General features: G+C 61.2%; 16 protein-coding genes. 2 read left to right on the top strand and 14 right to left on the bottom strand.

The genetic code is table 11. From position 1 onward, the window contains the following. Positions 1–2 precede the first annotated feature (2 nt). From HNQ60_RS03485 to HNQ60_RS03525, 9 genes are all read right to left on the bottom strand, one after another. Positions 3–521 carry a pilus assembly PilX family protein gene (locus HNQ60_RS03485; RefSeq protein ID WP_184329613.1) on the bottom strand — a complete coding sequence of 173 codons (519 nt, stop codon included), beginning with the start codon at positions 519–521 and terminating at the stop codon, positions 3–5. Positions 522–532: 11 nt separating this feature from the next. Further along, positions 533–1,561 carry a PilW family protein gene (locus HNQ60_RS28030; protein ID WP_184329614.1) on the bottom strand — a complete coding sequence of 343 codons (1,029 nt, stop codon included), beginning with the start codon at positions 1,559–1,561 and terminating at the stop codon, positions 533–535. 1 nt (position 1,562) lies between these two features. Then, on the bottom strand, positions 1,563–2,027 hold the full coding sequence (gene pilV, locus HNQ60_RS03495; RefSeq protein WP_184329615.1) for a type IV pilus modification protein PilV: 465 nt from the start codon (positions 2,025–2,027) through the stop codon (positions 1,563–1,565). A 151-nt stretch (positions 2,028–2,178) separates the two neighbouring features. Beyond that, positions 2,179–2,628, bottom strand: coding sequence for a type IV pilin protein (locus HNQ60_RS03500; protein WP_184329616.1), 450 nt, complete (start codon positions 2,626–2,628; stop codon positions 2,179–2,181). 18 nt (positions 2,629–2,646) lie between these two features. Next, the gene (locus HNQ60_RS03505) at positions 2,647–6,381 is read right to left on the bottom strand and encodes a pilus assembly protein (protein ID WP_184329617.1); all 3,735 of its coding nucleotides are present in this window, start codon (positions 6,379–6,381) and stop codon (positions 2,647–2,649) included. Positions 6,382–6,400: 19 nt separating this feature from the next. Beyond that, positions 6,401–6,910: a pilus assembly PilX family protein gene (locus HNQ60_RS03510; RefSeq protein ID WP_184329618.1), complete on the bottom strand. Its 510-nt coding sequence runs from the start codon at positions 6,908–6,910 to the stop codon at positions 6,401–6,403. Next, positions 6,910–7,926, bottom strand: coding sequence for a PilW family protein (locus HNQ60_RS03515; RefSeq protein ID WP_184329619.1), 1,017 nt, complete (start codon positions 7,924–7,926; stop codon positions 6,910–6,912). Before HNQ60_RS03515 ends, HNQ60_RS03510 begins: the two co-directional genes overlap by 1 nt. Further along, positions 7,923–8,375: a type IV pilus modification protein PilV gene (gene pilV, locus HNQ60_RS03520; protein ID WP_221303994.1), complete on the bottom strand. Its 453-nt coding sequence runs from the start codon at positions 8,373–8,375 to the stop codon at positions 7,923–7,925. Before pilV (HNQ60_RS03520) ends, HNQ60_RS03515 begins: the two co-directional genes overlap by 4 nt. Continuing rightward, positions 8,372–8,965, bottom strand: coding sequence for a GspH/FimT family pseudopilin (locus HNQ60_RS03525; protein ID WP_184330174.1), 594 nt, complete (start codon positions 8,963–8,965; stop codon positions 8,372–8,374). Before HNQ60_RS03525 ends, pilV (HNQ60_RS03520) begins: the two co-directional genes overlap by 4 nt. 261 nt (positions 8,966–9,226) lie before the next feature. Here HNQ60_RS03525 and lexA point away from each other — a divergent pair, with 261 nt between their 5' ends. Further along, positions 9,227–9,853: a transcriptional repressor LexA gene (lexA, locus tag HNQ60_RS03530; protein ID WP_184329620.1), complete on the top strand. Its 627-nt coding sequence runs from the start codon at positions 9,227–9,229 to the stop codon at positions 9,851–9,853. 273 nt (positions 9,854–10,126) lie between these two features. Next, a complete protein-coding gene (locus tag HNQ60_RS03535) occupies positions 10,127–10,357 on the top strand; it encodes a hypothetical protein (protein WP_184329621.1) in 231 nt (76 codons plus the stop codon). 651 nt (positions 10,358–11,008) lie between these two features. On the opposite strand, the gene HNQ60_RS03540 is transcribed toward HNQ60_RS03535, so the two are convergent. From HNQ60_RS03540 to HNQ60_RS03560, 5 genes are all read right to left on the bottom strand, one after another. Continuing rightward, complete coding sequence (locus HNQ60_RS03540) at positions 11,009–11,743, bottom strand: hypothetical protein (protein ID WP_184329622.1); 735 nt, start codon at positions 11,741–11,743, stop codon at positions 11,009–11,011. 178 nt (positions 11,744–11,921) lie between these two features. Beyond that, on the bottom strand, positions 11,922–12,587 hold the full coding sequence (locus HNQ60_RS03545) for a PEP-CTERM sorting domain-containing protein (RefSeq protein ID WP_184329623.1): 666 nt from the start codon (positions 12,585–12,587) through the stop codon (positions 11,922–11,924). A 17-nt stretch (positions 12,588–12,604) separates the two neighbouring features. Next, positions 12,605–13,240, bottom strand: coding sequence for a PEP-CTERM sorting domain-containing protein (locus HNQ60_RS03550; RefSeq protein WP_184329624.1), 636 nt, complete (start codon positions 13,238–13,240; stop codon positions 12,605–12,607). 36 nt (positions 13,241–13,276) lie between these two features. Then, a complete protein-coding gene (locus tag HNQ60_RS03555) occupies positions 13,277–13,945 on the bottom strand; it encodes a PEP-CTERM sorting domain-containing protein (RefSeq protein WP_184329625.1) in 669 nt (222 codons plus the stop codon). Between the two features lie 762 nt (positions 13,946–14,707). Next, positions 14,708–15,559, bottom strand: a complete 852-nt coding sequence (locus HNQ60_RS03560; RefSeq protein ID WP_184329626.1) for a DUF2971 domain-containing protein — start codon at positions 15,557–15,559, stop codon at positions 14,708–14,710. Positions 15,560–16,479: the final 920 nt, after the last annotated feature.

The following is a 16,479-nucleotide window of genomic DNA, read 5'->3' on the forward strand; positions in this document are numbered from 1 at the left end:
CGTCATTCTCTGCGTTGCGCGAACGTGCTCTGCACGACGATCGGCGCACTGTCGTCCGGGCGTGCCATCGCCGTAACGCGGTAATACGTGCTCGTCGCGTCGATCCCGCCGGGAGAGAGTGCCAGGCTGTCGCCGACATCGTCGATTTCTTCGACGACGAAGTACGCTTCCATGACCGGAGCTTCCGTATCGTCCGCTGTGTAGCGCCAACCGTGGCGTTTCCACCAGTCCGCGGATTCGTAGGGCGGGGAGGGAGGCAGTGCCCCGCGTGCATAGATGGAGCAGCGCTGTTGCGCGCAGGCCGCCGACGCGGCCTGCAACGAACGTTCACCAGCCCGGAGTGCCGCCTCGGCGGTCTGAAAGGCCACGTCCCGAATCTGCAGGCCTGTGGCCATTCGCTCATGCGAACGGCTCGCCTGGCTCGCGCCCAGCGCGAACAAGGTGAGAGCGAGCAGCACCACCATGCTCACCGCGAGCACCGCGCCTTGCTGCTTCGATTGGCTGCTGAATGCCGTTCTCATCATCACGCGCCTCAGTACACCGGTTCTCTTGCGCGGATGGATGCAGTTGCAGTCAGTACCTCGCGAGCGTAGTGATCGCTTGTGGAGACAGAGACGTCGAGCAGCGGGTGCTCGCGTTCGATCAGTGTCGTTCCGGGCTCGGCGGATCGGATCAGTAGTCCGACCTTGATGCTCAGGACTTCCCGCCAGTCACGGACCGCATCGGCTGCGACGTAGTCATCGACGACGGAATCGGATGTTGTATCCACGCCGAACAGGATCTGCATCTGCTCGATATCCTGCGCGATCTCCTGGGGCTTGCGCGCGCCGACACGCTTCCACAACGACGTCACCTCTCCAGATCGGGCGACGTAGTAGATCGCTGTGTCGACTGCTACGGCTTCGGCGCCCGCGCGAAATGCGTAGCCCAGCGAATCACTGAGATTGACTGGCGTGCCGTCGCTGGTGCTCGCCGAATGTGCAATGCGACTCTCTTCGTGCGAGCTCACGGCGAAATAGACCTCAGCGTCGCAGTCGTAAACAAGCGCTGTGTCGCCGGGCCGCAGAGTGTCCTTGCCTGTTAGGTCCAGCGAGTCCGTGGTAGCTGTCATCGCTGATTGAAGTCTGAGCGGTTGCGCTCCGGTGCGAGCACCGCGCAGCAAGAGCACGTCGCTGCCAGCGAGCGCCTCTGGAATCAGTGCGGGTTCGATGGAGGGAGTCCATGCGGTGGAGGCTGATGCCTGATAGCCACGAACCGCGCCGTCGAGGAAGTCCCAGCGCGGATCACTGGCTGCTTCGAGCGTCGATCCGATATGCGAGGGCTCCTTCGCACATCCGCCAGATCCGGCGGAGCGTATGGCGCGCACGACCTCGTCGAGCGCGCGGCGGCCATTCTCCTGCACGCTCGCCAGATTCTCGGTGGCGTTGGAGGTAGAGCGTGAGCTCACGAAGATCGCACCGACCCCGACCAGCAACATTCCTGTGAGCGCGAGCGCAACGATCACTTCAATGAGACTGAAACCGGCTGCGGTCCCAGCGAGATCGGGTGGGACGGGCCGCACGTTAGAGCTCTGCCCTCAGGGTCAGGACTCCGGGCCCCGCGGCTGCATTGCCCGTGCGCGGACCCCATCGAACGCTCACGGTGATGACATTGGTGCCCTGTGTGCGCTCGACAGCGCCGGCGGCGGCATCAGGGCCGCCCGGCAGGATGCGGTCGATCTCTGACTGCCAGGCAAGGAGATCGGCTGTCGCGCGCTCTCCGTTGGCCTGAGTGCCGTTGAAGGTGATCGCGCTGTACTCGTCGTTCAGGAAGCCGGTGCGATTTGCCCGGATGCAATCGAGCATGGAGGAGGCGAGCGAGCTCGCTTGCAGACGGTGATAAGCCTCCTGGTTGCTGCGGAGGCCAACGAACTGCAGCGCTGCGATCCCAAGGAGACCGACCGCGGTCGAGACGAGCGTGACGAGCACTTCGACGAGCGTTGCGCCTGTCTGTCGTCGTCGCGTCGTTACCTTGGCATGGGCAAGCATTGGCGTCTGCGGAGGGACTGAGCGAGCACTCTACCGTCAACGAGCCGCGACTTGCGCATCGTAGCGACAGGCGGCAGCGCCACGCTGACAGAAGGCCGCGTAGCGGCTCGATCCGCCCGGACAGTCGAAGGAACCCGTCAGTGCGGCTGCCTCATTTGCCCCAGCATTCGGTCGCCGGCTTCGAGCCGGTCACATCCTTCACGCCCGCGTTGCTGAGTGTGAGCGTTCCGCACTCATCGTTGTCCATCGGGCCGCCGGCGACGGGGATCGCGCGCAACACGAAGGTGCTCGCCGTGGGACTGTCATCACCGTCGACCACCACGATGGTGTACTTGCCGCCGCCGTCCTTTGGTGACTGCGTAACCGGCAGATCAGCGTCGGTGATGTCGTTACCGGCGCTGTCCTGATTGTAGCGATTGGCGGCCGTGTAGTTGCGCTCCAGGAACTGGGCATTCTCCAGCAGCGCCGTCTTTGCCTCGGCGCGCGCCGACCGCTTGACGTACTGACGATAGGACGGATAGCCGACCGAAGCGATGATCGCGATGATGGTCACCACGATCATCAGTTCGATCAGAGTAAACCCACGCTGTGTCTGTTTCATCGTTGAGTGCTCGGCGGCCTAGCGGATCTGGATCCACGAACGCTTGATGACCGTCGTCGCAGGCGGGGGTTCCTCTTCCTCTTCGCCGCAACCTCCAGCCGTAAGGCACAAGCCCTGCGCAAGGAGCTTGTCGCGCGTGCCAGCGAGTTCGGCGTACGTGACGTCCGAATCTCCGCCTTCCTCAGTACCCTGAATCAGGGCAGCGACGTTGGCCAGACCGAAGTCCGAGTAACTGACGCCGCTCACGAAGACATCCTCGGCATCGCGGTTGTTGACGACGGGTGTGTCGGAGTCGTCGAAGGCGCCGTCGTCGTTGGTATCGAACACCACCTGGTTCATCGAACCGCCGTTCTCGAACGACAGCGCGTAGAGGAAGCTGTAGCCGCCCGGTTCGCAGGGGTCGGTCGTCGGAATGACCGAGCCGAAAATCACTGCACTCTGCACTACCTGCGCCGCGTGCACGATGCGTTCACCCAACGTGGGATCGCTGCCGCCATCAAGCAGGTCCAGGTACCAGCCTCGCTGACCGGTCGGTGCCGGACCCCAGTCCACGCTGTTGTTGGTGACGGAGCGGATGATCCCCGCGGCGTTGAACAACGACTGTTGATAGTCAAATGTCTGCGCGCGCAGGTTGGCGCGTGTGGGCACGGTCGTCGTGCCGTCGTCCCAGATCCCGTAGAAGGTCTGTCTCGCATCGTTCGTGACGTCGGCGGCATTGACGTAACGTCCAGTGCCGAACAGCAGCAGCTGTCCGCCTTGCGTTGGATGCGGCAGTACCTTGGGCTGCGCCGTAATGGGCTGCGCCAGGTTGGCGGTGGTGCCGTCGGTCGCACGGAAGAGGCGACGGACGGACCACGCGGTCGGGAGGGCACCGCTCACATTGAACCGCCACATGTTGCCCAACAAGTCACCCGCGTAGATCGTGTCGATCATGCGATCGTTATTGGTGTCAACGAGCGCGGGCGTTGACAGACCATTCGATTCATCGCCCGAAGTGTTGCTCGCCTGAATCTTCCTGATCAGCGCACCGGTCTGCAGGTTGACGATGTATAGGAATGCGCCGCCATTTGTGCTGCTGTAGCCGTTGCCGAACACGGCAACCCAGGTACCGTTGGCGAGCTTGCCGATCTGCGGACGGCTATAAGTGAAGCCAAGATCGTTTGACGGCAGGCCGCCCGTTCTCGGGTCGTCCAATGCGTTGAATTCCCAGAGGACGTCCGATTCATCGAAGTTTTCCGGGTCCGTAACGTCGAGCGCATAGACGGCCTTGCCACCCGCATTCAACCCAGCGACGACGACGGTCCGCCACTCGTTGTTAAGATAGGCATCGCCATACTGGATACTGCCGTCCGCGAAGTACTTGTGGGAGTACGAGGGGTCGGTCAGCAGGGAGAGCTTCGGGAAGACGGCTTCGGGAATATAAGAGAACTGTTCCCGTCCGCCGAATTCGCCTTCCGTCCGGATGCCGTACATGCGACCGTCATTCGATCCGACGTACACCATGCCGGGGCGTGTGCCGTTGTTGGCGAGGTACGCGGCGTATGTCGTGCCGGCGTCACCCGCGAGTGCGCCGTATCCGAAATCCTTGTCCTTCACATACGCAGGGTCGGAGTTGACGATGTCACCCATGACATTGCGTTCCTCGGAACCGACGAACTTGGGGCGTTCGCGGTACAGGCCACCGGTCCTGTTGCGATCCTTCGTCATGTCACCGCGCAACCATGCAAGGCGATCGGCGCACAGCCCATCGTTACCGCCCGATATGTTGGTATTGAGGGCAAGCCGCTGGGCAGCGCTCAGGTCTGAACACTGCTCGAACGCGATGCCTTGAGTGCCGTTGTGCGTAAAGATCGAGCGCTCGTCTGCGTCCGGGATCTCCTGTGCGGCATCCCATGCTGGATCGGTTGTGTCCACTTTGCCACGCGCCATCAGTTCGAACGCCAGCAGCGTGCCGCTCCAGTTGGCGCCGAACTTGGCCTGGAAGAGCAGTGCGCCTGTCTTGAGGCTGGTGGCGTTGGCAGACAATGCCGCCGAGGTACCCTCGGCCTTCTGGATGTCGTTCAGCGCCTCTACGAAAGCTGTGCTTAGGTCTGTCGGGCTTTCAGCGCTGAAGAAGCGACCGCGACTGTTGATTGCGGTGTGCCACAGGTCGGCGACGTTCGCCGCCTTGTCATTGCCCGGCACAGGCCATGGCAGTGAGCCGTTGGCGAGAGAGGAGTAGCTGCCGCCGTACATGTCTGTCTGCCACGTCAGGTTCTCTCTTTCGAGGTAACCGGTCAGTCCGAGGCCAATGGTGAAATTCACCATGTGCTGCCACGTTGCCGGATTCTTCCTCGGATCCCAGTACTCGGTGTTCGGCGCGTTTTCTGCGACCTCCGATTTGATGCGATTGGGGAGACTCGAGCGCAGGTCCGACGCCCAGTAATCGAATGCCAGGTCAGACAGCGTGGGGCTGTTGCCATCGCGGTAAGGCGCTGCAGGGGTGTATCTCTTGCCGTCCGGCAGGTCGCGGGCAGTGCCGTCTTCATTGTCGGCTGACACGGTGGCGTTCCAGATACCGTCCGTCATGAGTACGTGGAAGTTGCGGCGGCACGCCAGTTCACCGGAATTCGACGTGCTGAAATCATTGTCATAGGGGCCGTTTTCGCCCGAGACCCCGTAGTACTCTCCCGCTCGCTGCAACGCAGCCGGGAGAGGTGTTCCGTTGGCTGTTGGAAGCCGCGTGACCCAGTTGAAGAAGTTGGTCTTGTGAGTGCCGGTGAACGGGCGGATGGCGTTGCTGACGCCCGCTGCGCCACCCCAGCCTGCGCAATTGTTGATGACGAAGTTCGTGGCCGAACCACGACAGCTGTTGAGGGCCTGCCAACCGACGCGTACATCCGGGTTCAAAGTTGCAAAGGAGACAGTCGTCGCTGTCTGGGTCGCCAGATTTCGTGTGCGCGCGAAGGAGAACCAGTTCGCGAAGTTGTACTTCTGGTCGTCGACGTCAACGTCAGTGTCGCCATCCCAATCCTGGGTGGCCACCGTATCCTCGACAAAACGGATTTCGTAACAGTCGTCATCCGCCTTCTTCTGAGCGTCGGTCCCGGTGCAAGCCGCATCAGTACCGACATAGACGTAGTAGTAGGCCGGGACAGCAAAGTCCGCGTTGCGGCAACCGTTGTTGTTGGTGCACGTTCTGGTCGACGTCCACCAGTTCGTGCTGTTGCGTCGCAGTTCGCATCTTCCCGCGGAGCATCGCAGATCATTGTCGTGCGGACTCATGTAGCTTTCCGAGCCGGCCGTGGCGTTCGTCGGAAAGTTGAGAATCGAAGTCGCCCGATACTGCGTTCTCAGATCAACGGTGCCGAGTCCGCCAGTGGTGCGTTGATCGAAGCCGTTTCTCCACGCCGCATCGAAGGACGTTCCGCGATCGGTGCCGTCCTCGTTCTTGGCGGGAACGTAACGCTTTGCCGGGTTGTAGTAGATCGGATTGCTGTTGGCGGACTGGACTGTTCGGCGGTTGAGCAGTGTGCAGTCGTACCCGGCGACGTTCTCTCCACGCGCGTTGGTGGTGTCGCAAAGGTCTGGAACGTAGGCGCGCTGCATACTGCCCGAGTCGTCGAGCGTGACGATGAGGTTGGGTGCTACCTGCTGCGCCAGGAACAGCGGGGAATCGGCCAGCGGCACAGCTCCCTGCGAGGGTGCTGCAGCTAGCACGAATGTCGCTGCACAGGCGGCGTAGATGGTTTTCACGAAGCGTGCTGTTCCCATGGGAATCACTCTCGATGCTTCAAGGAGGTGTTGAGAATCCGATCTCGGATTGCAGGATGACGACTGCATCTTCAGTGCCGCCTACCGCCCGGGCCGTTATGCGAAATATCTGGATCGTGCCGTCAGGCACTTTGCGTTCGATCACGTACTGAGGCTGTTCAGCCAGCGCGCCGGGAGCGCCGGCGCCCGGCAGCTCGGTCTCAGGTTCGTATCTGGATGCTGTCTCGCACGGCGCAGCCGTTCCCGCGAAACATGCATCCCAGAACGCCACGTCATTGCCGTTGGCTGGGTCGAACGCCTGGACAGCATCACGAAAGGCCTGGACCTGCAGTCGATTCTCGGCGTCCCGCAGAGCTGCCTCCGCGGCCTGCAGAGCGAGGTCGCGATCACGTGTGCCGCCCGCCATACGTTCCTGCATGTTCGTCACATTGGCCACGGTCACGCCCAGCATCGCCATGATGACGAGGAAGATCAGGGCGACGAGGAGGCTGGCGCCGCGTTCACGCCGGGCGAGGTGCGTGGTGCGCATCATCGGTTCCTCAACTTGATCACGTGCGTGAAGACTTTTCGCAGGCGTCGATCACCGGCAAGCGTCGCGTCGGCGGCATCGGCATCCAACGGGAGGTTGAACCGGTACGTCTGCGGTTCTGGGAGGACGTTGTCCTCGACCGTGCGCATCAGCAGGCTGATGTGCACGCTGGTGACGCTGCGCCAGCGTTCTTCCGCAGTGCCCGGAATCGCCGCATCGCTTTCGACTTCCTCTGCGGTGAGGTATGGGCTCGGGTCGAAATCATCGGGAATTGCGTCGCCGTTGGTGTCGACGGCGTAGGTGACCTGCATGTCCTCGACGCCCTCAACCAGTTCTTCGTCGACCGTTGTGCCGGTCGAGGTCAGGGAGGTGCGAAATAGGGCGGGCTGCCCGGCGACATTGGTGGCGACCCGGTACGTGTTGGCGCTCAGCCGATAGAGGCGGGAGCCTGCTGCTGTCGTGAAGGTGAAGGCTGCTCCGCCGCTGCCCAACGCCGACGCGTGTGTGACCACAGCTCCGGTCGCCGTCGACGCGGGAAACACCGCGACGTGGCTGCAGTCGGTGGCGACCGTGAGACCGCCGGTGGCGAGACCCGATGAGCCGAGAGTGAATGAACCGGCGGCGTGACCAACCACCATGTATTCCTTCGAGACGTCGGCGTGCAGTACGCGCAGGCCATCGCTGTCCTCGAAACCGGTTTCGCCCTGCTCGATGCCGACCAGCGGGCGTTCCATGAGATTGGCGTACCAGGTGGTTGCGTAGTTGGTGACCGTATTCGCCGAAGTCTTGTAGGCGCACCCCGTTGCCCCGGTCATCCGCAGGTCGTTGCCGATGATCTCGAAAGCAAACCGCGCGCCCTCCTGCAGCCGGGCGAGTGAGTCCTGAGTCCGGTACGTCTTGGTCGTTCCGATGTAGATCCAACCGACCGCGGCCACCGTCACGAGCCCGAGCGCCATCGCGATCATCAGCTCGACCAGGCTCATGCCGAGCATGCGAACCTTGAGCCGCGGGGTCATGGTGTGCCTCCCAGATGGGAAACGGTGGTAAAGGAGCTCTCGCCGTTGTCCCAGCGGATTTCGATCGTCACTTCGCCGCCGGGGGCTGTTTCGATCACACCGACGCCATCCGGAAGCGCATCCGCCAACATCATCGTCCATTCGGTGCAGTCGTAGAGCGCAACGCCAGTCGCGCTTGGCGCAAAGGTCGGTTCGGTGCCTGGCGCGTAGGGGTCGATCGCGTACTGTCCCGTCCGTGCCGCGTTGATGTTGGCGCGCATCCGGTCGAGTATGTCGTCCGCGAGGATCGTGGCCTGGCTGCGGTAATAAGCCGTATTCGTGTTGCGAAGGCTCGAGGCCATCAGCCCGGCGGTACCGAGCAGGGCGACCGAGAGCACGCCGACGGACACCATGACTTCGATCAACGAGAAGCCACGCGACCGCCGCATCGAGGTGGCGTTGCTGATCATGATCCGCTCTCGCACGTGGTGATGTTCCCGCTCGCGTCGTTGTTGGGGACGCCGTCTTCGTCGGCATCAGTTGCGACACGCGGCCGCATGGGAGTGATCACAACGGCACGGGCGCCGTTGATTCTTCCCTGATTGCAGATAACGAAGAGCCCGGTGCTTTCGGTGCTGCCGTCCGCCTTGTAGGTGAGGCCGTCAGGGAAAGCTTCGCCGTCGATCGAGTAGTTCGCGCTCACCGGCCCCTGGGCCTTGAGCACGCGTTCGTTTTCGTCCGCTGCATTTCTTTCGCCATTGCCGTCGAGATCGGCGAATGTGATCCAGCCCTCGCTCCAGGTGCCGCCGCAGGCACTGCTGTTGGTGCTCGGACAGATCACTACGGGTCTGCCGCGGCGGACTGCTTCGCTGCGCGCCAGATTGATGCTCGAGATGAGCTCGTTCGCGTACGTCGACAGCTCGTTCCTGATCCGGATTTCCCGGAACGACGGAGCGGCAAGCCCGATGAGGAGGGCCGCCACCGAAAGAGTGACCATCAGTTCGATGAGCGTGAACCCGCGAACCGCGTTTGGCGCTCGAATGACGGAGATGTTGTTCATGGCGTCGCGAATATAGGGGGTGACGATTGGGGTCGGGTGTCCGTCCGACCGGCGGTCGGAAGGTTGGGACGATCGGCAGATGCAGAGCGGGCGAGTGACATTTCTGTCAAATCATAGGCGCGACGCGCTTCGAGCGCGATGAGACGCTTCAGTCTTTTTTCTCATCCGGATCGCTGCAAAGTGTGATTTGCAACACACTTCTTGCGTTCGATGCGAGTGCTGTATATATTCACAGCCACTGTCCATCTATCCAGACGCACCATGAGCGAACTGACACCACGCCAACGAGAAATCCTGAAGCTGATCCAGGAAGCGGTCGCGGATTCGGGAATGCCGCCGACGCGCGCGGAGATTGCCGAAGCCTTCGGGTTCAAGTCGCCGAATGCCGCTGAAGAACATCTGCGGGCACTCCAGCGCAAAGGCGTCATCGATCTCATTCCTGGCGCCTCGCGCGGCATCCAGTTGAAAGATTCTCTTCGCGAGCAGATGGGCCTGCCTCTGATTGGTCGAGTTGCAGCGGGTAGGCCCATCCTCGCGGAAGAACATATCGAGACGCACCTGCAGATCGATCCGAAGATCTTCCAGCCGCGCGCTCACTATCTGTTGAAGGTGCGCGGAATGAGTATGAAGGACATCGGCATCCTCGACGGCGACCTCGTCGCGGTGCATCGCACGCCCGATGTGCGCAGCCGGCAGGTCGTCGTGGCGCGCCTCGACAACGAAGTCACCGTGAAGCGCTATAAGCAGGAAGGAAAGATCGTGTGGCTCCTCCCCGAGAACGAAGAGTTCGAGCCGATCAAGGTCGATCTGAAGGAGCAGTCACTCACCATCGAAGGCGTCGTAGTGGGCGTCCTGCGCCAGGGCAAGACGAAAGGGATGTTTCAGTAGGTTTTTTGCGAACGCCGTTGCAGTTCGCGGATGCCGTTCGCCGCTACAGTTCGATCGCGGACCAGGAAGGACCGCGTACTCCGCGCCCGGCCCTGAGTCAGGGTGCGGAGACAAGGATGTCTCGAGTTCTGACTTTTCCGTTGGAAAGGAGCGGAAAAGAGGGAAAGAAAAACGGCCGCGCGATGCGGCCGTTTTTTTGTTGGTGGAGGCGGCGGAGGCTGGATCGGTGCAATCGCTGGTGCCTTCGGCGGCGGCCGAGCGACTGGCGGCCCCGTGAGTGCAAGCACGATGTATCGCGTCAACGAGCTCGAGCCCGAGTTCTTCAAGCCGAACACGGACGGCAAGGTCGTACCGCTCTCGAAGATGCGTGGCATGGGCGGCGGCAACGTGACGAACAACTTCACCATCACCACGCCAAACGGATCAATGTCCGCGCAGACTCGTCAGCAGCTCATGGCCGACCTTGCGAGCGGCATGGCTTCGGCGAATCGCCGCAACAACTGATGCAAGTCCCCGACCTCCCGCCGGAGATTTGCGCGCTGTGCCGTGCTTCAACGCCCGATCACTGGCTGCACGATCTATTCAACTACTGCCCGCACACTCGCACGGCGGTCATCAGGAGACGCACAGAGCCAGGCTGGACCGTGCAGAGGGGAGTGTCGAAGCGGAAGGCGGGCGAGGTTCTAAAGCTGGTGGAGGCCACGTTCGCGAAGCTTGCAGCGAAGCATGGGAACACCTCCGTTGAGCACGACCGGCTCGTGCAGCGGGTGCGGAATGCGGACATCCGGGCCTAGGACGGGAGTCACGCACCGTCTCTCGATCCCGACATTGGACGAGGGCAGGGGGCGCAGTACAAAGTAATTGGGCAAGACCAGGAAGAGGCTAGCCGCGAGGGCGTTTTGCGTTCGCGTCGGAGGTTGGACCGTTGCGCCGGTTCAACCTCCTTACGGGCTTTCACACCCGCACCGTTCTCTCTCCGGCACCACGGGGCCAGCACCTCTTCCGGGCAAGCCGCTCGAGCAGCTTGCGGTTGGGATCGTGCGCTAATTGCGATGTCGCTGGAAATCGTCGGTATGCGACGACAACATGATGCAGAGCTGATTCCGAAAAGCGACACATTGCACGTGGCCGGCGGCGGGGACCACGAAAGCGAAACTAGCTTGCAGCTCTTACACCATCGCTATGCGTGGCCGCAGCGAATGTCTCATTGAGACGCTCGAGAGTTTCCCTTTCCGATTGGCTGATTCGCGGAGCCGGCGTCAGTACGAACTGCTGGCAGTAGGTGTACCTGGACCGACCCAACGTCTGGGCCATGAAGCTTGCCCGCGCCATGATTCCTATGATGCCGGGTCTGGCGAGGTCCCATATCCTAGAGTTCTCGTTGAGGAACTCTTGCAATAGCGCCACCGCGCCTTCTCGGATCTCGCCCTCGGTGCGGACTGTCAGCACTGAAAACCTGGGATTGAGGTGACGGCTCAGGTCGAATGCCACAATGCCGTTGGCGCCGCTCTTCAAGGCGGGTTTCAGATCCTTCTGAGCATTGCAGAAGTTGCGCTCTATCGCACGCACATCCGGACTCCACAGTCGCTTGCACTGGATCGCAACGTCCCGCCGGCCAAACGCAACTCCAACATCTGCGTTCGACGGGAAGGTTGGCGTCTGACCACCAGCCGCCAGACGCTCTGCTATCAGCAACTCGAATGCAAGGTTGCGAGCAGCGTTCGAGGAAGTGGCAGGATTCTCGGCCAGATAGGAGAGCGGCCCACCTGCGACGGATTGCAGGCGCTTGCTAACGGCAGCGTCAAACTTACCGCTCAGCCCTTGGGAAATGGCGATGATCTCGCGCGCCTCATACAGTGCATTCGCAATCTCGGTGAGTCGGCCGTCCAATTTAGATAGATCCCCTCCCGAGTGCGCAGAGACCAGTTCGCTGAGGCTCCTCACGTACCGACCGAACCGACCGGCGCTTACGTTCGCTCCGCATCGGTCCAGCCAAGCACATGCGCTGACCAAGTCAGCCTCTATCTGCGCGAAGGTGTCTGTGGAGAAGTACCCGGGCATCCCGTCGTCAGTTCATTTCGGAGTTTCGCCGGCGCGTCACACGTATTCCGAGTAGGCCAATACCGAGCAGGGCGAAGCTCCCGGGTTCGGGCACCTTCCTGAACATCGTCACATCGTAGGTGTAGCGAAGAGCTTCACCGGTTGGAGCTGCCCAGATCGCAACGTTGAAGTGCGGCCCACCGATGATGCCGGGAATGTTCGTGAGGTTATCGACGAGCATGAGCGACGACAGCGTCGAGTCGGGGCAGGCGACACTGCAGCGCTTGTCTATGTAGATCGAAAACAGGCGGCCGTCGTCGGCTTGAGTGCTGGCGCCAAGGAACCAATCGGTTGCAGTACTGGTATCGATTCGCGTGTATGCGTTCAACCATGCGCCGCCAATGTTATTTGAGGTGAAATGGTCGCCATCGTTGAACGTCGCATCGACGGAGAGGACGGCGGCATCGAATCGATTCTGGATCGAGCTTCCCGACGAGCTGCTTGACTCGCTGGAGTACGACAGCTCGGCGTCACTCTCGAAGGTGACATAGCCGTGGATTGACGCGATTGGTAGCGGCTCGCCGGTGCCGTGAAGTATGTCGACGAGCTTGGCGTTGAACTCGTACGTAATCGGAATCGCGAGCGTCATGGCAGGCAGGAGTGAAGCAACAAGCGCAAGCGCAAACCTGAACATAGCGGAGCCCCCCGTAGTCAGGCGTGATCCATCTTTCGTCGGCGCGTCACGACGCCAAGCAATCCGATGCCGAGCAATGCAAAAGTCGAGGGCTCCGGCACCTGTCGGAAGGTATGCACGTCGTAGATCCATGTTAGATCCGGTGCCGCGCCTTCGCTGACGGTGATTGTGATCGACTTGGTGAGCATGTCGGGGATGTTGAACCAGTCGTCTTGCGCCAGGTACATGCCTAGCGATGCATCGGGACAGTCAACCGTCGCGCAGGAGCCCCACAGATAGAAGCCGAAGCGCCGTCCGTCATTGAGCGCGGCAGTGAAGCCACCGTCCATCTCGCGCCACTCTGGGCTGTTCGGCCCGTACTGCTCAAAGCCAGCAGCGCCTGTGCCAGGTACGGCGGTGAAGTGGCCGTCAACGACGTTGAGGCTCAGCGACTCGATCGCGGGGCCGTACCGCGTGTACCCATCGCGAGAATCCGTCAGCACAGCATCCGAGTTGATCGTGATGGTGCCGCTCATCGGCACCGGTCCAGGCATGTACTGCTCTGCGTACGGGATGCGCGCGGCAAAGATGCCGCTGAACTCGAAAGTGATTGGCACCGCCGCGGCGGCTCCCGGCAATAGAAGGGCACAGAGCATCAGTGCTTTCGTGCGCATCGTCAGAATCCCCGGTTGTAGGTTGGGCAGGTCCAATCACTTCTTGCTGGGTCGACGCCGCGCGGCGGCTCCGAGCAGTCCGAGCACGAGCAGGCCAAGAGTGGAAGGCTCCGGCACTTTGCGGAACGTGGTTGCCGTGTAGACCTGCAACACTGTTGGGTCGAGCAGCGCGTTACGCACGCGTAGGACGACGCCGAGGCCGGCGTACATTCCGTGAACATCGTTGAGATCGGCATTCGCGAGCAACGATTCAAAAGTCGAGTCGAGGCAGTTATCGGGCGGAATACACCGGCGGTCATAGGAGAATGAGAAGTACCTTCCGTCGATCGACTGTGCTTGGGTTCCAGCCGCGTATTCGACGACTGGTGATTGATCGTTCCAGAAGTTCTTGTAGGTAGCTCCCGTGCTCGACGTTCCGCCAGCGACGTAGAGCTCGTCGGATCCGAACTCCATGTAGGCGGAGAGCAAAGCGCCGTCGTAGCTGTTCCACTCCGTGCCAGATTTATTGGTGTAGTCGATAGGGTCAGTGCTATCGGTTACGACAGGATTGGTCTCGAACGTAATGTAGCCGTGTGCTGGCCCGGGGTTCTCAACGCCTTGCGATACCTCGAGCAATGCGGTGAATTCATACGTCACCGGAATTGCAAGAGCTGAAGCGGACGCAAGCAGCGCCGCCGCCCCGAGCGCGAACTGTGTTCTGCGCATTTGGACATCCCTGAGTGTTGTTGTTAGTCGGTGCGGCTTCCGACGCTGCATCGCCGATGCCTGTTTTCAGCACGAGCCGAACAATCAGCCGGTTACGCAACTAGTAGCTATCGCCCCCGCGAGGGGGTGTAAATTCGGCCGACGTAATGCCTTCACTGCAAGTCAGCAACATAGGCAACGGCGCTATCTGTCTTGGCAGGGTCTTTTGTCGCAGCAGCGTGTCGGCTCGCTACCGCCGATACATCTCCCAGTCTTAGTGCCGGGTCCACGGCACGAATCCTCACGAACACACGCAGCCTCGTCTTTGCTCGCGAAGAACTGCGGACCGTAGCGGCGACAGCGCAGAAGCCAGCGCGGTCCAGTGAAACTGCGGTAACCGGTCGCGACGTATAGTGCGGCCAGGCGGTGAAGGGGAGCCCGCTTCAAATGTCCGAGTTTAGCAGGCTGGCCTTAGGGCGCTTGTTCATTCGTTCGACGATCGCCGCGGGTTCGAATCCCGCCACCGCTGCCTCCCCGCAGAGATTCGCAGGCAGCGTGACGTTGGCTGAGCGCGCCCATACGCAACACGGGCTAGTGCCGCTTCTCATCTGGATCGACAGTCCACGCCGCACTTGCGCGCTAGGGTCAATCGCCCGCTTGAGTTCCGTCTCCAACTATTCGCGCACGACGGGGTCTGTAGTGCGCCGGATCTTCCTCGCGCACGAATTCGACGTAGTCCCTGGCCGGTATTGGCGTTGGGCCTCGTCCAGGAGCGGAGGCCGCCTAGTCTGCTACGATTTCCACGGTCTCGTCTCCGAGAGCCCGCGCTCTGCGGAAGACAATTGACGGATGCTCGCGGAACACGTGTCGGATCCGCTGCTTCACTTCGTCGGGAGTCTTGTCGCCGAACGTGATTGCTGAAATCGGCCCAGGTTCAGGGCACAGGCGCTCACCCTGTCGAGTGAGGATTCGCCATTCCTTCTCAAACTCGTACCTTCTGAGCTTCGGCCGAAAGAGCTTGTTCAGAACGATGTCCCGGGATTCAAGCCTCAGCAGTCCATAGTCGTGTTGCGGCAGCTCGTCGAAATACTGCGTGTCTACGGCAAGTGTTCGCGAATCACGCAGTTCAACCGTCTCCGGATCCATGCGCCAGTCATATTCTATGCAGTAGCCGGAAAAATCCGCTCCGTACTCTTTCCACATGCGATGACTCTGTCCATCGGCGCACAGGCTGTAACAGCCAACGGCTGCTGCGAAGGTCATGAGTTGGTCGACAAAGCCATCCAGTTCAGCTTTCTGTTCTGGGGTGGGCTCGACTGGACCAGTCGGACCCTCCATAACCAATGCGAACGGTATGAACTGCACCTCGCCATGCGGCCCGTGCATCGGGAACTGGACCAGATTGCGCCACCGTACAGCTAGTTCGATCTTGGGGCGCAGTTTGCCGTCGTATTCGTCGACCAATCGAGCAAACGATGGAAACCACACTTTCCTTTGCTCCAGCGCACTTAGGTCGTCGGCGTTGCCGGCTCGGTACTTGTAGAGAAACTTGGGCATGAGCCGAACTTCGGCACGCAAAAGTTTTTCGTAGTGCTGCCGTCTGGCTTCTAGTTCGTCTGATTGGTCGTCCTGCATGTCCATGCCTCCCACTCAGTTGCCGCCCTGTGCCCTTTATTGCACGGACCTGCGGTCGAGCTCGAGTTTCCATGCATCAATCAACTCGATCGCAGCCAACCGATCAAGGCCGCGAAGCTTGTCCATCCGCAGGATCCAATTGTCATTCAGATCAGTGATCGGACGTTCGCGCAGCAACCGATCGAGCGTCTCCCCGCATTCCGTCGGCAACGAGTTGATCAGCGCCATCGGACCGGGTTTCGCGAGGTCGTCGATGATTCCTGGTACTCGGCGACCAGGCGGTCGAAGTCGTCCATGGCCTGCTTCCTTGCATTGTCGTATCGTGGATGCGGGCCGCGCTCCACCATGGAAACCTTTGCCAGATCGCCCTGAGCAAGACAGGACTTCTGTTTGCCATCCCAAGGCTTAACCGAGGTTCCGGGGCGCTCCAGCAAGGGGGTGTGAAGCGCGGCCCGGTTCCTAGATTTGCACACTTTCGGGACGGGACCGCAACCAGTTGTCCGCGAAGCCCCCAAATCGCCAGCAACGGGCAGCCGTCCAGCAGGATCTAACAGCGGCACCTGTAGAACGTCGATCGCACCTCGACTAATAGTGCGACTTCGTCACGGCGGCGGAAAAAACGTGACATGGCGACGAATAGAAAAACCCCGCCTGACGGCCCGGCGGGGCTTCGGTCTCACGAAGCCGGGGGGACTTGCCTGGGGTCTGCGGACATTCTCCAGTGAACTCTACCCATGCTGGGCGGTCGGACTACATCGGTAACAATGCCCCTGTAGCTCAGCGGATAGAGCGCCCTTCTCGTAAAGGGGAGACGCGGGTTCGATTCCCGCCAGGATTCGAAGGCCCTGCCCGGCAATAGCAGGGCCTTTTCCATCCGTCGCGCTGTCCAGCTTCTAGAATCGAGCGTCTACCTTGGTACG

Source organism: Povalibacter uvarum, from assembly GCF_014202975.1.
GTDB lineage: Bacteria > Pseudomonadota > Gammaproteobacteria > Steroidobacterales > Steroidobacteraceae > Steroidobacter > Steroidobacter uvarum.